General features: G+C 71.3%; 16 protein-coding genes and 2 pseudogenes. 12 read left to right on the top strand and 6 right to left on the bottom strand.

Going from position 1 to position 22,304, the window contains the following annotated elements; genetic code table 11:
• Nucleotides 1-31: 31 nt before the first annotated feature.
• Complete coding sequence (locus tag IEY86_RS26720; protein WP_189134423.1) at nt 32-913, bottom strand: acyl-CoA thioesterase; 882 nt, start codon at nt 911-913, stop codon at nt 32-34.
• Between the two features lie 205 nt (nt 914-1,118).
• On the opposite strand from IEY86_RS26720, the gene IEY86_RS26715 reads away from it, so the two are divergent.
• The 4 genes and pseudogenes from IEY86_RS26715 to IEY86_RS26700 all read left to right on the top strand — a co-directional run bounded on the left by IEY86_RS26715 (nt 1,119) and on the right by IEY86_RS26700 (nt 5,674).
• The gene (locus IEY86_RS26715; RefSeq protein WP_189134481.1) at nt 1,119-2,993 is read left to right on the top strand and encodes a glycoside hydrolase family 5 protein; all 1,875 of its coding nucleotides are present in this window, start codon (nt 1,119-1,121) and stop codon (nt 2,991-2,993) included.
• A 44-nt stretch (nt 2,994-3,037) separates the two neighbouring features.
• A complete protein-coding gene (locus IEY86_RS26710) occupies nt 3,038-4,240 on the top strand; it encodes a YncE family protein (protein WP_189134422.1) in 1,203 nt (400 codons plus the stop codon).
• A gap of 202 nt (nt 4,241-4,442) precedes the next feature.
• Nucleotides 4,443-5,063 (top strand): annotated as a pseudogene (locus IEY86_RS26705) (DedA family protein); the annotation flags it as partial.
• 338 nt (nt 5,064-5,401) lie between these two features.
• Nucleotides 5,402-5,674: an alpha/beta fold hydrolase gene (locus IEY86_RS26700; protein ID WP_373287099.1), complete on the top strand. Its 273-nt coding sequence runs from the start codon at nt 5,402-5,404 to the stop codon at nt 5,672-5,674.
• A 16-nt stretch (nt 5,675-5,690) separates the two neighbouring features.
• Here the strand turns inward: IEY86_RS26700 and IEY86_RS26695 are convergent, their stop codons facing one another.
• Complete coding sequence (locus IEY86_RS26695) at nt 5,691-6,224, bottom strand: methylated-DNA--[protein]-cysteine S-methyltransferase (protein ID WP_189134420.1); 534 nt, start codon at nt 6,222-6,224, stop codon at nt 5,691-5,693.
• A 523-nt stretch (nt 6,225-6,747) separates the two neighbouring features.
• Between IEY86_RS26695 and IEY86_RS26690 the strand changes: the two are divergent.
• The 3 genes and pseudogenes from IEY86_RS26690 to IEY86_RS26685 form a co-directional block, all read left to right on the top strand.
• Nucleotides 6,748-9,096 (top strand): annotated as a pseudogene (locus IEY86_RS26690) (GH92 family glycosyl hydrolase); the annotation flags it as partial.
• Between the two features lie 15 nt (nt 9,097-9,111).
• Complete coding sequence (locus tag IEY86_RS38630) at nt 9,112-10,014, top strand: beta-sandwich domain-containing protein (RefSeq protein ID WP_506016883.1); 903 nt, start codon at nt 9,112-9,114, stop codon at nt 10,012-10,014.
• Nucleotides 10,015-10,047: 33 nt separating this feature from the next.
• Complete coding sequence (locus tag IEY86_RS26685) at nt 10,048-12,330, top strand: molybdopterin-dependent oxidoreductase (RefSeq protein WP_229698780.1); 2,283 nt, start codon at nt 10,048-10,050, stop codon at nt 12,328-12,330.
• Between the two features lie 353 nt (nt 12,331-12,683).
• On the opposite strand, the gene IEY86_RS37620 is transcribed toward IEY86_RS26685, so the two are convergent.
• Nucleotides 12,684-12,812, bottom strand: a complete 129-nt coding sequence (locus IEY86_RS37620) for an LPFR motif small protein (protein ID WP_265805606.1) — start codon at nt 12,810-12,812, stop codon at nt 12,684-12,686.
• A gap of 115 nt (nt 12,813-12,927) precedes the next feature.
• The gene (locus tag IEY86_RS26680; RefSeq protein WP_189134418.1) at nt 12,928-13,146 is read right to left on the bottom strand and encodes a hypothetical protein; all 219 of its coding nucleotides are present in this window, start codon (nt 13,144-13,146) and stop codon (nt 12,928-12,930) included.
• Between the two features lie 211 nt (nt 13,147-13,357).
• On the opposite strand from IEY86_RS26680, the gene IEY86_RS26675 reads away from it, so the two are divergent.
• The 5 genes from IEY86_RS26675 to IEY86_RS26655 all read left to right on the top strand — a co-directional run bounded on the left by IEY86_RS26675 (nt 13,358) and on the right by IEY86_RS26655 (nt 20,079).
• On the top strand, nt 13,358-14,239 hold the full coding sequence (locus IEY86_RS26675) for a hypothetical protein (protein ID WP_189134417.1): 882 nt from the start codon (nt 13,358-13,360) through the stop codon (nt 14,237-14,239).
• 134 nt (nt 14,240-14,373) lie between these two features.
• Entirely contained in the window at nt 14,374-15,195 is an 822-nt protein-coding gene (locus tag IEY86_RS26670; protein ID WP_189134416.1) for an ABC transporter ATP-binding protein, read from the top strand.
• A 58-nt stretch (nt 15,196-15,253) separates the two neighbouring features.
• The gene (locus tag IEY86_RS26665) at nt 15,254-17,785 is read left to right on the top strand and encodes an ABC transporter permease (RefSeq protein ID WP_189134415.1); all 2,532 of its coding nucleotides are present in this window, start codon (nt 15,254-15,256) and stop codon (nt 17,783-17,785) included.
• A 187-nt stretch (nt 17,786-17,972) separates the two neighbouring features.
• Entirely contained in the window at nt 17,973-18,941 is a 969-nt protein-coding gene (locus IEY86_RS26660; RefSeq protein WP_229698778.1) for an anti-sigma factor RsbA family regulatory protein, read from the top strand.
• Between the two features lie 244 nt (nt 18,942-19,185).
• Nucleotides 19,186-20,079, top strand: a complete 894-nt coding sequence (locus IEY86_RS26655; RefSeq protein ID WP_189134414.1) for a glutamate ABC transporter substrate-binding protein — start codon at nt 19,186-19,188, stop codon at nt 20,077-20,079.
• Between the two features lie 59 nt (nt 20,080-20,138).
• Here the strand turns inward: IEY86_RS26655 and IEY86_RS26650 are convergent, their stop codons facing one another.
• Together IEY86_RS26650 and IEY86_RS26645 are read right to left on the bottom strand one after the other, a co-directional pair.
• Nucleotides 20,139-20,315: a tail-anchor membrane protein gene (locus tag IEY86_RS26650; protein WP_189134413.1), complete on the bottom strand. Its 177-nt coding sequence runs from the start codon at nt 20,313-20,315 to the stop codon at nt 20,139-20,141.
• Nucleotides 20,316-20,617: 302 nt separating this feature from the next.
• On the bottom strand, nt 20,618-22,270 hold the full coding sequence (locus IEY86_RS26645) for a peptide-N4-asparagine amidase (protein ID WP_373287098.1): 1,653 nt from the start codon (nt 22,268-22,270) through the stop codon (nt 20,618-20,620).
• Nucleotides 22,271-22,304 lie beyond the last annotated feature (34 nt).

The following is a 22,304-nucleotide window of genomic DNA, read 5'->3' as shown; positions in this document are numbered from 1 at the left end:
AGGCTCCCGTCCGGCTCCGGATGCCCGGCGGTCAGTCGCCGATGCGGCGGAAGAGGCCCTCCTGCATCACCGAGACGAGCAGGTGGCCTTCGCGGTCGTAGATCAGGCCCCGGGCCAGGCCCCGGCCGCCGGTGGCGATCGGGGACTCCTGCTGGTACAGGAACCACTCGTCCGCCCGGAAGGGGCGGTGGAACCACATCGCGTGGTCCAGTGACGCCATGTCGAAGCCGCGCGGGCCCCACAGCGGCTCGACGGGGACGCGGACGGCGTCGAGGAGGGTCATGTCGCTCGCGTAGGTCAGGGCGCACACGTGGACCAGCGGGTCCTCGCCGAGGTCGCCGACGGCCCGCATCCAGACGGCGCTGCGGGGTTCGACCTCCTTGAGCTCCTCCTGGGTCCAGCGCAGCCGCTCGACGTAGCGCAGGTCGAACGGGTGGCGGCGGGACATGCGCTCCAGTTGGGCGGGGAGTCGGCCGACGTGGTCGCGGACCTCGTCGAAGAGGGTGGGCAGCGTCTCGGGGTCGGGCACGTCCGGCATGGCGACCTGGTGCTCGAAGCCGGGCTCGGGCGCGTGGAAGGACGCGGTGAGGTTGAAGATGATGCGGCCCTGCTGAATGGCCACGACCCGGCGGGTGGTGAAGGAGCGGCCGTCGCGGACCCGTTCGACCTGGTAGACGATCGGCACGCCCGGGGTGCCCGGCCGCAGGAAGTAGGAGTGGAGGGAGTGGACGGGCCGTTCGCCGTCCGTCGTGCGTCCCGCCGCGACGAGGGCCTGGCCCGCGACCTGGCCGCCGAAGACGCGCTGGAGGGATTCGTCGGGGCTGCGGCCTCGGAAGATGTTCAGGTCGATCCGCTCGAGGTCGAGCAGATCCACGAGGCGGTCCACCGGGTTCGCGGCGCGGCTGTCTCCCATGAGCGCTCCCTAGATCTCCAGTGCGATCCCATACGCGCCGATCACTTCCGCGGCGCCCAAGCCAAGAGTCTGCCGCACCGACCTCTGTTCTTCTTGAGCCGGACCCACCATGATGGCGCGCACATGCCAATACTGGCCGGTAGGAGTGGGGGGCTTCGTGGGCGTCGTCATCAGATGGACGGTGGTGGGGGCGTCCGTGGCGACGATGCTGGGCGCCGTCCCGGGCTCGGCGCAGGCCGACCCGGCTCCTGCCCCGGCCACTCCCGTCAACACGGCTTCCGTCCCGGCCCCGGCCGCCTGGACACCCCCGCTCAGTACCCGCGGGCGCTACATCGTCGACGCCGACGGCAACCGCTTCAAGCTCAAGGCGGGCAACTGGCACGGCGCCAGCGGCACCTGGACGGGCTCCGGGGATCCCGACGATCCGGCGAACAACCACGCCGGGGAGAAGTCGGACCGGATGCCGCTCGGACTCGACCGCGCGCCGATGAGCGAGATCGTGGCGAGCTTCCGGGAACTCGGCCTCAACAGCATCCGGCTGCCGTTCTCCAACGAGATGATCCACGACCGGCGCCCCGTGGCGGAAGCCTCGGTCGCCGCCAACCCGCAACTGCGCGGCAGAACCCCGCTCCAGGTGTACGACGCGTCGGTCAAGGCACTCACCGACGCCGGGCTCGCGGTGATCCTGAACAACCACACGAACACCTCGCGCTGGTGCTGCGGACTCGACGGGAACGAGCGGTGGAACACCGGCCAGAGCGACGCCGCCTGGGAGAGCGACTGGCTGTCCATGGTCCGGCGGTACAAGGACAACAAGCGGGTCGTGGGCGCCGACCTCTACAACGAGGTGCGCCGCAGCCCCCTGGACGACCCCAACTGGGGGCTCGGCGACAGCCATGACTGGTTCACCGCCTCCCAGCACCTCGGCGACCGGATCCTCGGCGAGGCCGATCCGGATCTCCTGGTCGTCGTCGAAGGCATCAACTGGACCGGCGTCCCCGTCGACGGACTCCCCCACGGACGGCCGACCCTGGAGCCCGTCCAGCGTCTGTCGCACACCCTCGTGACGTCGGGCAAACTCGTCTACTCGGCCCACTTCTACGGCTACACCGGGCCCAACCACAGCGGGGCGACCGGCTCCGGCGAGACCCATGACCCCCGGTACCAGGACCTGGGCCGTGACGCGCTCTTCGACGTCCTGCGACGCCAGGCGTTCTATGTCTCCGGCGAGGCGGACAAGCACTTCACGGCGCCGCTGTGGATCAGCGAGTTCGGCGTCGGCGGTCGCGAGGAGACCGGCAACAAGCCCCGGCAGTGGTTCGGCGACTTCGTGGACTACCTGATCGCCAATGACACCGACTTCGCCTACTGGCCGCTGGTGGGCCTGCACGAGAACCGGACCGGCAACGGCTGGGCGCTCATGCACTGGGACTCGGCGGGGCACCGGATGGGGCTGTTCGACGGAGACGACTGGCGGGCCGGGGCATGGAGCAGGCTCATCGGCGCCGAGGGCCGTACGGGGTACATCCCGCCCACGGACACCTGGGACATGCTCAGCACCGACAACGGCGACGCCGTGCGGAGCCTGCGCATGCGGGCCCTCCCCGACTGGGACTCCGGCGCGCGCAAGGCGGTCTGCCCGGACGGGCAGCGGATCGTCGGGCTCAGCCACACCGGCAACCGCGGCCTGTGCACGGACACCGCCCGCGGTGGGATGTGGTCCGGCACCGGCGCCCACACCGTGGTGCGGGACGAGAGCCATGTCGACTCCGACTGGGCGTCCGGCTACACCAAGCTCCAGTGCCCACGCGGCCGGTTCCTCATCGGCTACAGCGTTCGGGGCGCCGCCGTCTCCGCCGCGCTGTGCGCCGAGTCGGGCGCTCGGCTCGGCACCGCCGGGCGGACGGTCTGGTTCGACCGGGGCGACAACCGGCCCGCCGCGGCGAAGGGCGGCGACTTCGCCCACGGGCTCTACAAGGGGCAGTGCGCCGACGACGAGTACGCGGCGGGCATCGCCTACACCGCCCGGGTGGGCTCCTCGAGGACACCCGACGCCCTGCTGTGCCGAAAACTCACCTGAAGCCCGCGGCCCGACCGCGGAAACCGACCGAAGGGACGACGACCATGTACTGGGGCAAGAGGAGCCGGGCGCTCAGAGCGCTGGCGTGCGCGGCGGTGGTGGCATCCGTCTGCGCGGTGCCCGCCAAGGCCGACGACGGGCCGCGCGACGTCCTGCTCGTGGGCAACAGCGTCGCGGGCACGGTCAGCTTCCTGGACGGCCGCACCTACGAGAACCTCGGCTCCATGAACGTCATCCCCGATCTGCAGGCGATCCTCGACGGGATGAACCCGATAGAGCGGGCGCTGTACGAGCAGGTGCGGAAGGAGGCCGGGGGCGACAAGTTCGTGGACGACGCGCAGATGTCCAAGGACGGGCGGACCCTCTATGTCTCGCGCGGCAACCTCGGGGACGCCGCCGCCTTCGACGTGGCGAGCCGGACCATGCTGTGGCGCACCCATGTGGCCGGGCTCAAGGCCGACCACGCGGCGCTGTCCCCCGACGGCAGCCGGTTCATCGTCTCGGCGATCACGGCCGGCAAGTCGCAGGCCATCGACACCTCGACCGGGAAGATCGTCGGCGAGTTCCCCACCGGGACGTACCCGCACGAGAACATGTACTCCGCCAACGGCGAGCGGATCTACAACGCGAGCATCGGCATCACCTCGCTGCCGAAGATCCTGAGCGGGCTCAAGGGCGCCAAGCAGCTCACGGTGGCCGACGCGAAGACGCTGAAGGTCAAGCGGGTGTACCAGTTCGACCGCGGGGTGCGCCCCGCCGTGATCACCCCGGACGAGAAGACGATGTACGCGCAGCTGTCGTACCTCAACGGTTTCATCGAGTACGACCTGGTGGCGGGGAAGATCACCAGGACGGTGGAGATGCCGTTCAGCGATCACGGCAAGGCCCTGGCCCCCGACGACTATCCGCAGAACTCGGCGCACCACGGCATGGCGCTGTCCGGCGACACCACCAAGCTGTGCCAGGCGGGCACGATCGACGACTACACGGCCGTCGTCTCCCGGCCGGAGCTGACCACGGACGGCTTTGTGCACTACCCGCAGGGCGCCCTGCCGTACTGGTCCACCACGAGCGTCGACGGCGACCACTGCTTTGTGACCCTGAGCAAGCTGGACCAGGTCTCGGTGATCGACTACCGCACCGCCAAGGAGGTCGCGCGGGTGCCGGTCGGGGACTTCCCGCAGCGTGAGCGGCTCGGAAAGGCCAGTCGGGTGGCCCTGGATTCGCTGGATCCGGCGGCCGGCTGAAACGGGGCGAAAGCCGCGTTGAACGAGCAGGGCGCCGTATCGCGGAACCCCTCGGCGCTCCGGGGAGTCCTACTCACCGGGGCGCCGGCTCGGCAACCGCCGACGGGATACCCGGTTACCCTCGCTGTGGCGCGGGGGGACCGGTCTCGCGTGCCCCCGTACTTTTTACGGGGATTCACGTATTTCGGCGGAGGTAGCGGCGGTGCACGTCAACGAGTGGCTGGAGACGATCCCACCGGTGGCCGTGCTCCTGGTGGTCGGCCTGGTGATCGGGCTGGAGAGCCTCGGCATCCCGCTGCCCGGTGAGATCACCCTGGTCACGGCCGCGCTGATGTCGGCGCGTGGAGTGGTCAACCCCTGGGCGGTGGGCGCCTGCGCCGTCGCGGGGGCGGTGATCGGCGACTCGATCGGCTACAGCATCGGCCGCAAGGGCGGCCGGACCCTCTTCGAGAAGCTGGGAAGGAGATTCCCCAAGCACTTCGGGCCCGGGCATCTGGCGAAGGCGGAGCAGTCCTTCGACCGCTGGGGCATGTGGGCGGTCTTCTTCGGCCGCTTCATCGCCCTGCTGCGGATCTTCGCGGGGCCTCTCGCGGGAGCGCTGGGCATGCCGTACTGGCGGTTCCTGATCGCGAACGTACTCGGCGGCGTGGTCTGGGCGGGCGGCACGACGGCTGTCATCTACTACGTGGGTGTCGTGGCCGAGACCTGGCTGAAGCGCTTCTCGTGGGCGGGCCTGGCGGCCGCGGTGCTGATCGGCGTCGTGTCGTTCGTGGTGATGAAGCGCCGCGCGACAGCGGCCGCACCGGCGGCCGAGGCAGCGGAGATGGGCGTGGAGGCGGTCGGCACGGACACGGCGCAGGCGCCGAAGGAGGCACCGGCCGGGGCGCCGGTGCCGGGAGGAGCGGCGCGCACGGACATTGCCGGGACCGCGGCGGCCGGGACGGGCGCGGCCGGCACCGGCGTGGCTGGGACGGGCGTAGCGGGCACCGGCGCGGCTGGCACCGGCGTAGCGGGCACCGGCGTGGCTGGGACGGGCGCGGCCGGCACCGGCGTGGCTGGGACGGGCGCGGCGGAGGCGGCCCCCGTTCCGGCGGGCGAGTAGCCGTCGGGGACGCCGAATTCCGCTTGTCGCGTCTCGGGCCGGCTGACAGCATCCACCTCATGCCTGCCTTCTGCGCGCCCGACGGGACCCGGCTCGCCCACCGCGTTCAGGGAGAAGGCGACCCGGTCGTCTGCCTGCCGGGAGGGCCCGCGGGTTCCCTCGACCTCGGCAACCTCGGCGGGCTCTCCACGCACCGCCGACTGATCTTCCTGGATCCTCGAGGGACGGGCGGGTCAGCCATTCCCGACGCCACCTCCTCCTACCGCCGCGACCGCCTCGTCGACGACGCCGACCGCTTCGCGGCGACCACGGCGGCGCTCCTGGACTACTGAGGAGCCCCCACCCGCCTCAGAACAGCGCCGGGGGCAGCACTCCCTCCAGGGCGAGCAGCTCCCGCTTGGTCTCCAGCCCGCCACCGAAGCCGCCGAGTCCCCCGTCGCTCTCCACCACGCGGTGGCACGGGACGACGACCGGCAGCGGATTGGTGGCCATGGCGACGCCCACGGCCCGCGCGGCGCCGGGCTCGCCCACCCAGTTCGCCAGGTCCTGATAGCTGGCGACCCTGCCGAAGGCGACCCGCTCGGCCAGGGCATTGAGCACACGGCGGTTGAAGCCCGTGGCCAGCCGGAGGTCCAGCTCCAGCGAGAACGCCTTCAGCTCACCCTCGAAGTACGCGTGGAGCTGGTCGGTCACCCCCCGCAGCGCCTCGGCGTCCTCGACCGGCTCCGCGCCGAGGCTGCGGCGCAGCCTCGCCAGCGCCTCGCGCTCCTCGGCCTCACCGGCGTGGAAGACCACGTTCACCAGGCCGCGCTCGCTCGCGGCCAGCATGAGCGGGCCGATGGGCGACGGGACGGTGGTCCACACGAGCGTCACGGCGTTCATGGGTTCAGCGTATGACCCGGCACCGACATCACGGGCCTGCCCGGCGCGGGCGGCCGAAACCCGTGCCCCCCGCCCCGTCCCGTGCGCCCTGCTGGTCCGGCGGGACGCGCCGGGCGGCGCGGCTCCACCTCCGCGGGGCCGCTTCGAGGAATGCTGCGTCCATGGGTTCGAAGGAACAGTCGGCCGCACCCCCGGCCGGGAGCCCCCGGACGGCTCCCGCTCCCCGCCTGGGCATGGGCCCGGCCACCGCCGCCATACCCGAGCGCCCCTCACGGCTGGTACCACACCGGCTTTTTGACGAAGCCTTGACAAAATCACCGGCGCGGGTCGAGCATCTGGCGCATTGCGCGTCACGGTTGACAACGTTGTCCACGTCAGCCGGTGCCAGTCGGCGCCAGCCGGTCGGTTTCTCCGTGAGCGTCGCACGCCCGGCTGCCCGCCCGGCTGCCGGCCCGGAGCCCGCGAGGTGGCCGGACGTCCGCCGAGCGGGCGCAGAAGCGAACCAGAGTTTCGGAGGAGTGGGATGAGAACACGCCTGCGCCCGCGAGTCCTCGCGGCGGCCGCGGCGGCCGTCGCGCTGCTGTGCGGGGGGCTCGTCTCCCCGTCGTCCGCGGCCGCGCCGGACGCGGTGAAGGACGGTCAGCCGACCGACCTGGTCAATCCGTTCATAGGGACACGGAACGAGGGGAACACCTATCCCGGCGCCGCGCTCCCGTTCGGCATGGTGCAGCTGTCCCCCGACACCGGCCACAACACCGGCTACGACTACGACCAGGACCACATCCGGGGCTTCAGCTCGGTGCACCTGTCCGGTGTGGGCTGCGGGATCGGCGGCGACCTGCCGGTGCTGCCCACCACCGGAGACATCGCCTCGACGGACTACGCGCGCTACGCCGCCGAGTACACCCACGACGACGAGAGCGCGTCACCCGGCTACTACCGGGTCGGGCTGAAGTCGTACGGCGGCATCACGGCCGAGCTGACCGCCACCGCGCGCACCGGGTGGCAGCGCTACACCTTCCCCGCCACGGACAAGGCCAATGTGCTGCTCAACACCGGTCAGGCGCTGCACCGCGTGACCTCCAGCAGCGTCACCGTCCTCGACGACCGGACGGTGCGGACCGCCACCACCGGCCGGGGCTTCTGCCAGGACACGCCCCGCACCTACACGGTGTACACGGTCACCCGCTTCGACCGGCCGTTCACCTCCTTCGGCACCTGGCGGCGCGACCAGGTCACCGACGGCGCGCGGACGGCGGAGGGCAGCGGGCGCAACGGCGCCTATGTCCGCTTCGACACGAGCGAGGACCGGGACGTGGTGGCGACGACCGCGCTGTCCTACGTCAGCGCGGACGGGGCGGCCGAGAACCTCGAGGCAGAGGGCGGCGGCTCGTTCGACGGGACGGCGGCCGACGCACGCCGGACCTGGGAGGAGCGGCTGGGGCAGGTACGGGTGCGCGGCGGCACCACCGAGCGGCGGCACACCTTCTACTCGGCGCTCTACCGCGCGTTCCTCGCCCCGAACCTCGGCGGTGACGTGGACGGCCGCTACACCGGCTGGGACGGCCAGGTGCACTCCGCGAAGGGCTTCACCTACTACCAGAACTGGTCGCTGTGGGACACGTACCGCACCCAGCAGCAGTTGCTCTCCCTCCTCGCGCCCCAGGAGTCGAGGGACATGGCGCTGTCGCTGCTGAGGGTGGACGCCGAAGGCGGCTGGCTGCCCAAGTGGGGGTACGGGACGGCCGAGACCAACATCATGACCGGCGATCCGGTCACCCCGTTCCTCGCCAACGCCTACCAGCAGGGGCTTTTGAAGGGGCATGAGGAGCAGGCCTACCGCGCGCTGACGAAGAACGCCGACGGGGTGCCTCCCGCGGACTCCCCGTACGTCGGCCGGATGGCCAACAAGGAGTACATCGAGCACGGCTTCGTCCCCCACGACACCGCGCGCCCCAAGGACAAGCCCGGTGACTCCGACTTCGAGCGCGGGGGCTCGGCGACGCTGGAGTACGCGCTGGCGGACGCGGCGCTGGGCCGGATGGCGAAGGACCTCGGCCACCGCGCCGACGCCAAGCGGTACCTGGAGCGCGCCCAGAACTTCCGCAGCGTCCTGGACCCCCGCACCGGCTTCTTCCGGGCGCGGGACGAGGACGGGGTCTTCACCGGGCCGGCCGACCCCGCCAACAGCGTGGGCTTCCACGAGGGCACGTCCTGGCAGTACATGTGGCTGGTCCCCCAGGATCTGCCGGACCTGGTGCGGCTGATCGGCGGCAAGGCGAAGGCCGGTGAACGGCTCGACTCGTTCTTCGCCTACGACGAGCTGCTGAAGGACCCGGAGGGCACCGCCCGCAAGGTGTGGATCAACGGGCCGTACGACTACTACAACGCCGACAAGTACAACCCCCAGAACGAGCCCGACCTGCTCGCCCCCTACACCTACCTGTCCACCGGCCAGCCGTGGAAGACCACCGACGTGGTGCACGCGGCGCTGACCCTCTTCTCCGACTCCCCCGACGGCATCACGGGCAACGACGACCTGGGCACCATGTCGTCCTGGGCGGTGCTGTCCTCGATCGGCATCTACCCGGGGGTGCCGGGCGCGGATGTGTGGGAGCTGTCCACGCCGGTGTTCGACCAGGTGGACCTCACGCTCGACAAGCGCTACTACCCCGGCGGCCGGGTGCGGATCAGCGCCGAGGGCACCTCCGACAGCAACCGGTACATCCAGTCCGCGCGGCTCGGCGGCAGGGCGCACTCGAAGACCTGGATCAGCGGTGACGACCTGGCGGCGGGCCGGGACCTGTCGTTCACCGTCGGCGCCACGCCGTCGCGGTGGGGAACGGCCGACAATGCCGCTCCGCCGCCGATCGACGGCCGCGAGCCCGTGCGGCACGCGCTGTCGGCGGCGGTCCACCCCGCCGCCCCGACCGTGCTGTCCGGGGCCGACGAGCCGTTCGAGCTGACCGTCACCGGGGTGTTCACCCAGCCGGGCGGCATCTCGGGGAAGGTGGCGGTCTCGGCGCCGAAGCCGTTGACCGCCGACCCGGCGCTCAGCCGATTCACCGTCACCTCGCGAGGACTGCCGACCACGCACGAGACGGCGGTGCGGATCTCCGTGCCCAAGGGCACCGCCGACGGCGTCTACCCGCTGACGGTCACGGTCTCCGACGCGCGTGGGGCCTCCGTCACCCGGACCGCGAGGATCCATGTGGTCACCGCCACGTGCGAGGGCACCCAGGGCTTCTGCCCCCAGGATCTGTCCGCCGCCTACGACAGCGACGGCGTGTCGGCCAAGGGGAGCAAGGGCCAGGGCGACTTCGACGGCACGGGGTCGAGCTATCCGGCCGAGACGATGCCCGCGGCCGGACCCGGGGCGGTGGTGGGGTCCGCCTACCGGTTCCCCGACACGGCGGGGACGGCGAAGAACTTCGTGACGGCACACGGGCAGAAGCTGCCGCTGACCCGGCGCGGCTACGCCTCGCTGGAGCTCCTGGTCGCGGCGCACCACGGTGACGCCCTGGGGACGGCCGAGGTGACATACGCCGACGGCAGCACGGACAAGGTGAGGCTCGCGGCGACGGACTGGGCGGCGCGCGGGCCCCGGCAGGGCGAGGACACGGCGGTGGTCGCGGGCAGCCGGTACAACGCCGAGGGCGCTCCGGACGGGATCGGTGTGAGCGTGTGGCACACCACACTGCCGCTGGACAAGGACAAGGAGGCGGTTTCGGTCACGTTGCCGGACGAACCGCGGCTGCTGGTGTACGCCATGAGCGGCCGCAACCGCTGACAGGAGGACGCAGTCGTGCCTATGCTCCGTCGCATGGCGGAGCTACGCGACAGTAACGTGACGGCCACCCAGTCGACAGCGAACCGGCCCACGGGGTCGAGGACGACGTACCGGACCTGCCCGCTGTGCGAGGCGACCTGCGGTCTGAGCATCACCGAGCGGCCCGACGGGCGCTTCACGGTGCGGGGGGACGACCAGGACCCCTTCAGCCGCGGCTACCTGTGTCCCAAGGGGGTGGCCCTCGGCGAGCTGCACTCCGACCCCGACCGGCTGCGCACTCCTTTGATCCGGCGCGGCCGGACCTGGACGGAGGTGGGCTGGGACGAGGCGTTCGCCGAGGTCGAGCGACTGCTGACGCCGGTGCTGGCCGAGCACGGCCGAGACGCGGTGGGCGCCTATGTGGGCAACCCGGTGGTGCACAACCTCGCCGCCTCCCTCTACGGACCGGTGCTGATGCGGGCCCTCGGCACCGGCTACCGCTTCAGCGCGAGCACCGTCGACCAGATGCCCAAGCAGGTCTCCTCGGGGCTGATGTTCGGCACCGAGCTGTCGGTGGCCATCCCTGACGTGGACCGCACCGACTATCTGCTGGTGCTGGGCGCCAACCCGATGGCGTCGAACGGGAGCCTGCTGAGCGCCCCCGATCTGCCGGGGCGGCTGCGCAAGCTGCGGCGCCGGGGCGGCCGGCTGGTCGTCGTGGACCCCCGCCGCACGCGCACGGCGGACATCGCGGACGAGTATCTGCCCATCCGGCCCGGTACGGACGCGGCCCTGCTGGCGGCGATGGCGCACACGCTGTTCGCCGAGGGACTGGCCGATCCCGGGCACGCCGGGCCCCACCTGTCGGGACTCGAGGAGCTGCCGGGCGCGCTGAGGCCGTTCACCCCCGAGGCGGTGGCTCCGGTGTGCCGCATCCCGGCGGAGACGATCCGCCGTCTGGCCCACGAGCTGGCGGCCGCTCCGACGGCCGCGGTGTACGGCCGGATAGGGACCACCACCGCCGGGTTCGGCACGGCGGCGAGCTGGCTCATCGACGTGATCAACACCCTCACCGGGAACCTCGACCGGCCCGGGGGTGTCCTCTGGCCCAAGCCGGCGACGGGCTCGCCGAACACCGCGGGTGAGCCCGGACGGGGCCGGGGCGCGCGGATCCCGGGCTCACGCCGGACGCGGGTTCGGGGGCTGTCGAGTGTGTTCGGGGAGTTCCCCGCCGCGGCGATGGCCGAGGAGATCGACACACCCGGCCCCGGCGGGGAGCGGCTGCGCGGGCTGTTCACCATCGCGGGCAACCCGGTGCTGTCCACGCCCAACGGCGAGCGGCTGGCGGCGGCGCTGGAGACCCTGGACGTCATGGTCAGCCTGGACGCGTACCTCAATGAGACGACCCGGTACGCGCACGTCGTGCTACCCGCGCCGTCCCCGCTGGCACGCAGCCACTACGACCTGGTGTTCACCAGCTTCACGGTGCGCAATGTGGCCAACTACTCGCCGCCGAGCGTGCCGCTGGGGGCGCACGAGCGCAGCGAGGCCGAGGTGCTGCTGCGCCTGGCGTCCATCGCGGCGGGCGGCGGTGCGAGCGTCGAGCAGATGGACGCGCTGGTGGCGGCCGAGACCGCGCGGCGGCTGGTCGCGGACCCGTCCTCGCAGGTGTTCGGGCAGGACCCGGACGAGCTGCTGGCGGCGGTCTCGGGACGGCGCTTCGAGGACCGGATGCTGGACCTGATGCTCAGGGGCGGTCCCTACGGGGGGCTCAGCCTCGATGTGCTGGAGAAGGAGGAGCACGGGATCGACCTCGGGCCGATGGAACCGAGGCTCCCGGAGGTGCTGCGCACACCGAGCGGGAAGGTGGAGCTGGCGGCGCCGCAACTGCTCGCCGAGGCGCGGCGGCTGGCGGGATGGCTGGAGGAACAGCGGGAGGCGGAGGGCGGCCTGGTGCTGGTCGGCCGGCGCCAGCTCCGTTCGAACAACTCGTGGATGCACAACGTCCCGCTGCTGTCCGGCGGCAGCAACCGCTGCACCTTGCAGATCCACCCGGACGACGCGCTGCGGATCGGCGCCGACGACGGGTCGGGCGTGCTCGTGCGCTCGAGGGTGGGCGAGGTGCGCGCGACGGCGGAGATCACGGCGACGGTGATGCCGGGCGTGGTGAGCCTCCCCCACGGCTGGGGCCACGGCCGTCCGGGCACCCGAGCCGGAGTGGCAGCGGAGCACCCCGGGGTGAACAGCAACGCCCTGACCGACGAGGCCCCAGTGGACCCCCTGTCGGGCACCGCCGTCCTGAACGGCATCCCGGTGGAGGTCCTGGCGGAGCCGTAGCCGCCGGAGGGCGCCCCGGCATCTGCGAGCCGCGCCCGGGCGGCCGTCCGGCCGCCCGGGCCCGGAGTGCCTTCGCCAGCCCGACCCGGGGCGACCTGCGCAGCGGGCTTCCGCCTACCGGCTCAGGCAGCTTCCCGACCCGGATTCGGCCGACGGCCATAGCTCTCGGTCCGGCAACAGCCGGACCCCGGTCGGCCCGGACAACTTCACCCGGCCCCACCAGGCCGACCCCCGGTCGGCCCGGACAACCTTCCCAGCCCGAGCCGGGGCGACCTCCGGAGAGGGGGTTCGGGCCGAGGCCGGGCCGGGCTGCGTCCCCGGCGGGCTGTCCCGCCGGGGACGCTCCGGGCGCCTCAGTGGTGGCCGTGGGCCGAGTCCGAGGCGCCGCCGAAGAGGCGGCCCAGCAGGCGGAACGGGAGCGAGACGACGGCTGCCAGGGTGCCGCCGATGGCCCGGAGGGCGTCGCCGATTGCCTTGAGCATGGTGTACCTCCGCTGTGTGGGCTGCCGTTGACGTGCGCCTTTCCGGGGGGGCGAGGGGGAAACCTCCCGGCGATACGTTCCTGCATCCGCCCACGGCCGCGGTGCCGCACCGCTCTCAGCGGCGGCTGAACTGCTCGGGGATGACGGGGTCGGATCCCAGTCCGGGAACCGCCCGGCCCATGGCCAGCCACTGGCCGACCAGCGCGGCGTAGATCGGCGAGTCCGGGGCGTGCGCGGCGGCGCGGCGGCGCAGGACGTGGTTCTCCCATTCGTCGTCGTCTCCGCCTCCGTCCCCGCTGTCGCCGGGCTCGCCGGAGTCTCGGGTGGCGTCCATGCCCTGGAAAACGACGCCGCCCCCGAACGGTGGACGGCCGCTTTCCACTTGTCACCCGATCAGATGGGCGCGCGTGCAGGGTTGCCTGCCCGTGCCGGGGGTCCAACAACTGGGAATTCAAAGCAAGTTGGTTACCCAGGGGTAGCCCCTCGGCATTGGTCCGCCCTAGGCTCACCTTCCTGACGTGGACCTGACGAGGTGACAGAAAAGCATGAGCCCGCTTCGCACCCCCGCCCGCAGGGCGGCCCGAGCCGCCGCAGCGCTGCTCGGCGCCACCGCCCTGACCGTCGGCGCCGCCACCGCCGCATCGGCCGCCCCCGTCTCGGAGGGATGGACCGAGACCGGCTCGTACAACGTCAACTCCCTCACGGGAAGCCAGGGCATCGCGTCGTTCGACGACGGCTCCCTGGTATACCGGGGGCTCGCCTCCATACCCCTGTCCCTGCGCATCAAGGGCTGGGGCCATGTGGGTGACCCGGACACCGCGCGCGGCCATGTCTTCGACGCCTACCAGGGCGGGGACACCGCGACGTCGAAGATGTTCGCCGTGACCACCCCCGGTGGTAGGCGCTACCTCTACGAGCACCGGCTCGACGCGGGCGAGAGGCTCAACAACTCCTTCGCCGCCGTCTCCCCCGACGCCCAGTGGCTGGTCTCCGGCGAGTGGGGCGACCAGAGCCGCTTCCAGGTCTTCCCCGCGCCCCTGCTCAACCCCTCGACGCCCTCCACCGGCGGCTCCCTCCCCCAGGCCGGGCAGATCACTCTCGACCACACGGTCCGCGACATCCAGGGCTGCGACTTCGTCAGCGACACCCGGCTGGTGTGCTCCTCGGACGACTCCGCCACGGACCAGTGGCCGACGCCCAAGCCGCTCCTCCAGGTGGACCTGCCGCACCCGCTGAACGGCCAGGAGGTCACCGGGCATGTGACCAGCCTCGGCCCGCTGCCGCAGCGCAGCATCTGCTCGGGGACGTTCGAGTCCGAGGGCGTCGACTACGACGCACGGGCGCGGAAGCTGCGCGCACTCGTCGTCCAGCCGGGGGTGTGCGTGGTCGCCACCACCGTCTACGAATTCCGTCCGGCCGACGGCTGACACGCCGCCGACGCACCGCGGGCCGGGGCGGTTGCACCCCGAAGGATGAGAAGGCGGCCGGGGTTATCGGCCTTTCGGCCAGGGGTGGTTCCGGCCGGACGGCCGAAGCCCCGGCCGGCCGTCTCTTCGAGCATATGGGAAGCACATTCGCTGTCCCCGCCCGAGGAGAACCCGTGAGCCACCCGGCCGCTTACCGCGCCAGCCACACCGCATACGCCACCGCGACCGCCGCGGCGTCGGCCACCCACCTCAGCAAGGTCTACGGCCAGGGCGAGACCCGGGTGGTCGCGCTGGACTCCGTCTCCGTCACCTTCCGCAAGGCCGAGTTCACCGCCATCATGGGCCCCTCGGGCTCGGGCAAGTCCACGCTCATGCACTGCATGGCGGGCCTGGACTCCGTCTCCTCCGGCTCCGCCCGCATCGGCGACGTCGAGCTGTCCGCCCTCAAGGACAAGCACCTCACACAGCTGCGCCGCGACAAGGTCGGCTTCATCTTCCAGGCGTTCAACCTGCTGCCGACCCTCAACGCCGCCGAGAACATCACCCTGCCGATGGACATCGCCGGGACCAAGCCGGACCCGGACTGGCTGCGCCACGTCATCGACACCGTCGGCCTGTCGGGGCGGATGTCCCACCGCCCGGCGCAGCTGTCCGGAGGACAGCAGCAACGCGTCGCCTGCGCCCGCGCCCTGGCCTCCCGCCCCGAGATCGTCTTCGCCGACGAGCCCACCGGCAACCTCGACTCCCGATCCGGCGCCGAGATCCTCTCCTTCCTGCGCGACAGCGTCCGCGAACTCGGCCAGACCATCGTCATGGTCACCCACGACCCCGTGGCCGCCTCCTACGCCGACCGCGTCATCTACCTCGCCGACGGCCGCATCGTCGACGAGCTGCTGCGCCCCACGGCGGAGGACGTCCTCGACCGTATGCCGCGCCCGGCCGGTCACCCCCGCTGACCCGGCGGTCCCGACGCCCCGTCACCCTCCGACGCCATCACCCAGGACTGAGACCACCATGTTCCGCACCGCCCTGCGCAATGTCCTCGCGCACAAAGCCCGGCTGATGATGACCGCCCTCGCGGTCCTCCTCGGCGTCGCGTTCGTCTCCGGCACGCTGATCTTCAGCGACAGCGTGGGCAGCGCCTTCAGGAACCGCATGACCAAGAGCCTCGCGGACGTCGCCGTCTCCGTTGACTCCACGGACGGCAGCGGCAAGGGGGGAAAGAGCGCCCTCGACGCCCGGCTCGCCGACCGGATCCGCGCCCTGCCCGGCGTCTCGTCGCTGCGCGCCTCCGTCGACGGCACGACCATCGTGGCCGACAAGCACGGCAACGCCATCGGCAACGCCTGGGGCAGCCTCGGGGCCAACTACGCCCCCGGGCCCGACGGCAAGGACAGCCGCTACCCGCTGAAGGAGGGCCACGCCCCCGCGAACTCCCGCGAGGTGGCCCTGGACACGAAGACGGCGCGGCACGCCGGGGCCGGGATCGGGGACACCGTCCGGCTGGCCACCGACGGGCCGGTGCTGACCAAGAAACTCGTCGGCATCGTGACCACGGACGACCCCCGGGTCACCTCGGGCGGCAGCCTCGCCCTGTTCGACACCGCGACGGCGCAGCGCCTGTTCCTGACCCCCGGCCACTTCACCGAGCTCGTGGTCTCGGCCAAGCCCGGCGCCGACCAGGCGCGGCTGACCCGGCAGGTCCAGGACGTGCTGCCCAAGGAAGGCGCCGAAGCGCGCGGCGGCGCCGAGCTGGCGGCGGAGCAGTCCCGGGCCATCGACGCCGAGACCCGGGCCATAGCGAACACCCTGCTGGTCTTCGCCGGTATCGCGCTGTTCGTCGGGATCTTCATCATCGCCAACACCTTCACCATGCTCATCGCCCAGCGCACCCGTGAGCTGGCGCTGCTGCGGGCGGTCGGGGCGTCCCGCCGCCAGGTGACCCGCTCGGTGCTCGTCGAGGCGGGCGTGCTCGGCCTGGTCGCCTCCGTCGCCGGGCTGGTGCTCGGCCTCGGCATCGCGGTCGGCCTGCGGTCGTTTCTGAACATCACCGGCGCCGAGCTGCCCGACGGCCCCCTCGTCGTCAGCCCCGGCGCCGTCCTGTCCTCGCTCGCCGTGGGTGTCGCCGTGACCGTCCTGGCGGCCTGGCTGCCCTCCCGCAAGGCGGCGAAGATCGCCCCCGTGGAGGCGCTGAGCACCGTCGACCAGGCCCCGTCCGTGCGGAGCCTGCGGGTGCGCAACGCCATCGGCATCCTGCTCACCGCGCTGGGTGTCCTGACCATGCTGTACGTCGCCACCCTCAAGGACAGCGGCGGTCTGGTGCCCGCCATGGCCGGCTCCGCGCTGACGATGGCCGGGGTCATCGTCCTCGCGCCGCTGCTGTCGCGTCCGATGGTCTCGCTCGCGGGCAGGGTCTCCACCCGCCTGTTCGGCGTGACAGGCAAGCTGGCCAAGGAGAACGCGCTGCGCAACCCGCGCCGCACCGCCGCCACCGCCTCCGCCCTGATGATCGGCCTGACCCTCATCACCGGCCTGACCGTTGCCGGGACCTCCGCCAACGAGGGCATGGACAAGATCGCCGGGCAGGACCTCACCGCCGACTACGCGGTCTCCATGGCGACCTTCGGCGGGCTCTCCCCCGATGTCGCCAAGAAGGTCGCCGGGACACCGGGGGTCGCCGCCGCCGTTCCGATCCGCTCGGTGGGCTTCCAGATCAAGGGCGCCCCGGCCCTGATGACCGGCACCGATGTGTCGGCGATCGCCGAGGTCACGCATCTGACGTTCACCAGCGGCTCTGCCGAAGGGCTGGGCTCGGGCGGGGTGGCGGTCTCGGAGACCACCGCGAAGGCACACGGCTGGAAGGTCGGGGACCGGGCCGAGCTGGACTTCTACGAGGGCGGAAAGGAACACCCGAGGATCCGCGGCATCTACGCCGACAACGACGTGGTGGACGACGCCGTCGCCTCGACCCGGCTGGCGAGCCGGCACATCTCCCCCGCCAAGGACGACAAGGTCCTGATCAAGGCGGCCCCGGGACGGGCCGAAGGGCTGGACAAGGACATCAAGGCGGCCCTGGGCGGCAACCCGGCGATCAAGGTCCAGGACCGAGCACAGCTGCGCCGCGAGGACGCGGGCGAGATCGACACCATCCTCAATATGATGTACGGGCTGCTGGGCATGGCCGTCGTCATCGCGGTGGTCGGCGTTGTGAACACCCTGGCCATGTCGGTCTTCGAACGTACCCGCGAGATAGGGATGCTGCGTGCCATCGGGCTGGCCCGCTCCGGGGTCAAGCAGATGGTGCGGCTGGAGTCCGTGGTGATCTCGCTGTTCGGCGCGGCGCTCGGCATCGGGCTGGGGATCTTCCTGGCGTGGTCCTCGGGCCACCTGCTGCGCAGCTCCTTCCCCCAGTACTCGATGACCGTGCCCTGGGACCGGATCGGACTGTTCGTGCTCATCGCGATCGTCGTCGGGGTGCTGGCGGCGGTCTGGCCGGCGCGGCGGGCGGCACGCCTGAACACCCTGGAGGCCATCAGCGCCCAGTGACGGGCGGGGCGCACCCCCACCCATGGGGCGCACCGGACCACTTCGAGGCACGCGCGAAGGCCCTTTCGGTGACCCATGCCTCAGTCTGCCGCTCCGCCGTAATCCAGCGGAGCGGCAGTGGGCGCTGGGATGCTTGGAGCTACCGTAAGTGGGCAGCCGGACGGACACAGGGGAAGGAGTTCGGCGGATGGTGCGGGCGACTCGCTTCGACCGGGCACCCGTCATGGGTGACGGCGCGAAGTTCGTGCATCCTGCGCTCTTCTACGACGGTATGGACCAGTACCTCACAGGGGTGGGCGGCTTCGTGCGCGCGGCGCAGGAGGCCGGGGAGCCCGTGTTCGTGGCCGTGCCCGGGGAGCGGCTGGACGCGCTGCGCGACAGTCTGGGCTCGGAGGCGGGCGGCGTGGCCAGCGCCGACATGACCCAGCTAGGACGCAACCCGGGCCGCATCCTTTCCGCCCTCCAGGATTTCGCCAACAGCCACCGCGGCCAGGCGGTACGCATTGTGGGAGAGCCCATCTGGGCGCAGCGCACGCCCGCGGAGATGCGCGAGGCCACGCGTCATGAAGCGCTGATCAACACCGCCTTCCACGGCCGATCGGCCACCATCCTGTGCCCCTACGACGTGGCGGGCCTGCCCACGGCCGTCATCAAGGACGCCAGGCGGACGCATCCCACGCTGATCGAGGACGGGGTGACGGGCCGCAGCCCCGCCTACGCCGAGCCGTCCGCCGTCTGCTCCGACTGCGACATCCCCCTGCCCGAGCCCGAGCAGGCCGAGACCCTCACCTTCGGAAAGGGCTGCCTCAGCCTCGTACGGCACTTCGCCGACGCCTGGATGGAGAGCCTCCCTGTCCAGCCGCGCCGCAAGGACGATCTGCTGATCGCGATCAGCGAGGCGGCGGCCAACTCGATCGCCCACTCCGGTGGTGACGGCACCCTCCGGCTCTGGACCGAGGGCGACCGCCTGGTCACCGAGGTCCACGACGGCGGAGAGCTGCCCAACCCCATGGTGGGCCGCACCCGGCCGACCCTGGACTCCGCCACCGGCGGCCGAGGCCTGTGGATCATCCAGCAGGTCTGCGATCTGGTGGAGATCCGGACAGGCGCCGGGAGCCTGACCGTGCGCATGCACATGGCGGGCGTGCCCCGCTAGGCCCCCGAGTCCCCTTGACCGGGCCACTGCGGTCCCTTGGATGTCGCCGCCCCTTGGATGTCGCCGCACTTGGATGTCGCCTGGATGTCGCCGCCCCGTCGTCGGGGCAATGTGCGAGGTCGCGGGGCGCTGCTGCCCATCGACTGGGCAGTAACCCCAGAGAACCCTGAATCCTCTGTGCGAGACCCCGGCCTGGGCACATACTTCCCCCCAACTCGGTCCGGCCCATCCAGCGGAGAACCCTATGAAGATCCGAAGCCTGCGACGCCCGCGGACATCCAGCCTGGTCGCAGCCCTGGCCGCCACCGGTCTGTGCCTGGCGGGGTGCGGTCAGTCCAGCCCGGTAGGCGACGACATCGTGAGGGTGGACAGCGCGCCCGACTTCGATCCCGAGAGCACGATGGCCAAGCTGCACGACGCGGGAAAGATCAAGATAGGCGTGAAGTTCGACCAGCCGGGCATCGGATACCTCAAACCCGGCTCGCACCACCTGACAGGGTTCGATATCGAGATCGCGAGGATCATCGCCGGAAAGCTCGGCATCAAGCCCAGCCATATCAAGTGGGTCGAGACCATCTCCTCCAACCGTGAGAAGTTCCTCCGGAACCGCACCGTGGACCTTGTGCTCGCCACCTACTCGATCACCCCGGAGCGCCGCAAGATCGTCGGCATGGCGGGGCCCTACTACACGACCGGCCAGCAGTTGCTCGTGCGCCAGGACGAGAAGAGCATCAAAGGGCCGAAGAGCACGGTGGGCAGGAAGGTCTGCTCGATCACCGGCACCACCTCCATCGACACCTTCAAGCAGGTGTCGGGGGTGACGCCCGTGACCTTCCCCGCGGAGAGCGACTGCGTACGGGAACTGCTCAACAAGAACGTCGACGCCTTCACCACCGACGGCGCGATCCTCCTCGGCTATGCGGCGCAGCACCCGAAGGCACTCAAGGTCGTCGGTGATCCCTTCACGCAGGAGCGCTATGGCGTGGGCTACCGCAAGGGAGACCGGGCGATGTGCGAGTTCATCAAGCAGACCCTGTGGGACTCGTACAACGACGGCACCTGGGTGAACGCGCTCTTCGGCACGCTGCGCCAGCAGGGCGCCTCCGAGCTCACCCCGGATCTCGACCCCTGCACCTGAAGGCACGCCTCGCCCTGAGCCGTCACCGCCCAGCTGGGGACGCTGCCGCCCTGCCGGGGTCAGCGTCCTATCTGCTTGCGGCTCTGCCGACGGAGCCTGCGGCGCTGCGTGGGGTCGAGCATCAGGTAACCGGCGACGGGTACCGCGATCACCGCGAGCTTGACCCAACCCGGTAGGAGGATGAAGAGAATCAGCGCCACGACGGCGATGACGACGTACTTCGTACGGTCCGACATCGGCGACGCCTCCTGTCCACGGCGACTGCCGCGATCGGTCAGAGCTTCTTGTCCGGTCAACGGAGGGCAAAGCCGACGAGTTCCCTCGAGCTCTACTCCCTTCGGGTGATCTACGAGCGCCGTCCCCGGTCGGCAGGAGAGGTACCCGTCGCGGCCGGCAGCACAAGGGCCCCGGTGGCAGAAGGGCCGAGGCAGCAGAAGGGCCCAGGCAGCGGAAGGCCCCGGCATAGAAGAGCCCGGCAGCAGAAAAGCCTGGCAGCGAAAAGGCCCGGCAGCAGAATGGCCGCAGTCGGTTGCCCAGGTCAGGGCGTCACAAGAAATCCGTTCCGTGTCGCTGTCGTGCGGTCGTAGCCGCCGCCGGTGCCGGTGATCCGGTAGCGCTCGGACGAGGTGCCGACAGCGTGCCGCTGGTCGCGGGGCACATTGAGGGTGAAGGTCGCGTCGCCCCGGTAGGTGTCGTCGAAGCGGGTCAGGGTGGGCCTGCCCCTGCGGATCGCGGCCGTGGTCCCGGAGTCGGTCAGGGTCATGACCGTGTTCAGGCGGTCCCCCGCGCCGATGGCCGTGGCGCCGTCCATGGTGTAGCGCCGGTGCTCGGAGGTCACGGCCGGGGTGCCGCCACCGGTCACGGTCACCTTCTCGCGGTCGTCCCAGGATGCGGTGAGCGCGTCCTTGTTCTCGCCGTCGGTCCAGAGGTGGGCGGAGGCCGCGGCCAGCCTGCGGTCGACCGAGGTGTAGACGCGGCCGTGCGAGGTGTCGACGTAGCCGGTGGTCGCCAGCGAATGCGCTCCGCGGCTGTCCACCCGGTGCTCGGGACGCGCGTCGGTGGCCGGGGTGTACTCGGAGGAGTCGGTGAGCCGTCCCTCGTGGTGGCGCACGAGCTCGCCGGAGACCCGCTCACGCCCGGAGTCCTGCCACACGAGCACATCGGTGGGGGTGTCCCATCCGGTCTGCCCGGCGGACACTCCGAGGACGGTGACCTTGATCTCGTGGGCCCGGCCGTCGTTCAGCAGCCCGGCGAAGGGGGTGAGGTCGTAGGCGATGGGCTTGATGTCGAAGGCCCTCGGGGCGGGGACGGTGTACCAGAGGAAGGGGTTGGACCAGCCGCCCGTGTAGACGTGCGGATACGGCGCCGCGATTCCGGCGAGCCTGCCGTCCACGCTGACCTGGACCTCCCGGTAGGGCCCGTTGTCCGCGTGGCAGGAGTAGGGCGTGTCCGAGCGGGTGGACAGATACCAGAACTCCTCGCAGCCGCCGCCGGAACCCGTCGCGTACACCTCGGCGAGGAGCCGTTCGGTGTTGCGCGGCACCGTGACGTCCCCGGTCAGCGATCCGTCCTCCTGGCGGGCTCCGGACAGGGGCAGCACCCGATCGGGGGTGCCGGTTCCGGTGGGGTGCCGGGGGTGGTCGCCACGGGCGGGTCCGCCGTCGCCCTTCTCGGCTTGATAGAACGTCAGATGGACCTGGACGTCGATGACTCCGGTGTAGGTGTCATCGACGACGTTGCCTATCAGCATCTCGACCGGCTGCGGTCTGCTCAGCAGGTCGGTGTAGCGGGTGACGTCCTTCTCCACCGACCAGCGGATGCCGTCGGGTGAGGGCTCCGGGGTGGAGGTCTTGAAGACCGTGACCCCACCCATGCTGAGGTAGCCGAGCCTGTCGTACTGCCGCCCGGCCACGGCGCCCTCCATCCGCAGGACGACCTTGCTCCACCGTCCCGCGCACTGCTTCGGCGGCTCATAAGTGCCCTTGTACGGCGTGAAGTCACGGAACTTCTCGTCGGCGATCTTCACCCGGCAGGACGGGCCGTCGGGCTTGTCGACGGGAGGTGCCGCGGTCACCGGGTCGTCCCAGTCCCGGCCGAACTCCGCGGGAGGCTCGGCGGCGTGGACAACGTTGCCGGGGCACAGGACGAGCCCGAGACCCAGGACGAGTGCGGCGAGCAGGGGTCTGCGCACGGACCGCTCCTTCTCAGTCGACTGCCGAGACGAT

Origin of the sequence: Wenjunlia tyrosinilytica (assembly GCF_014646055.1) — a bacterium.
Lineage (GTDB): Bacteria > Actinomycetota > Actinomycetes > Streptomycetales > Streptomycetaceae > Wenjunlia > Wenjunlia tyrosinilytica.
This window is presented reverse-complemented; position numbering and strand designations above follow the sequence as displayed.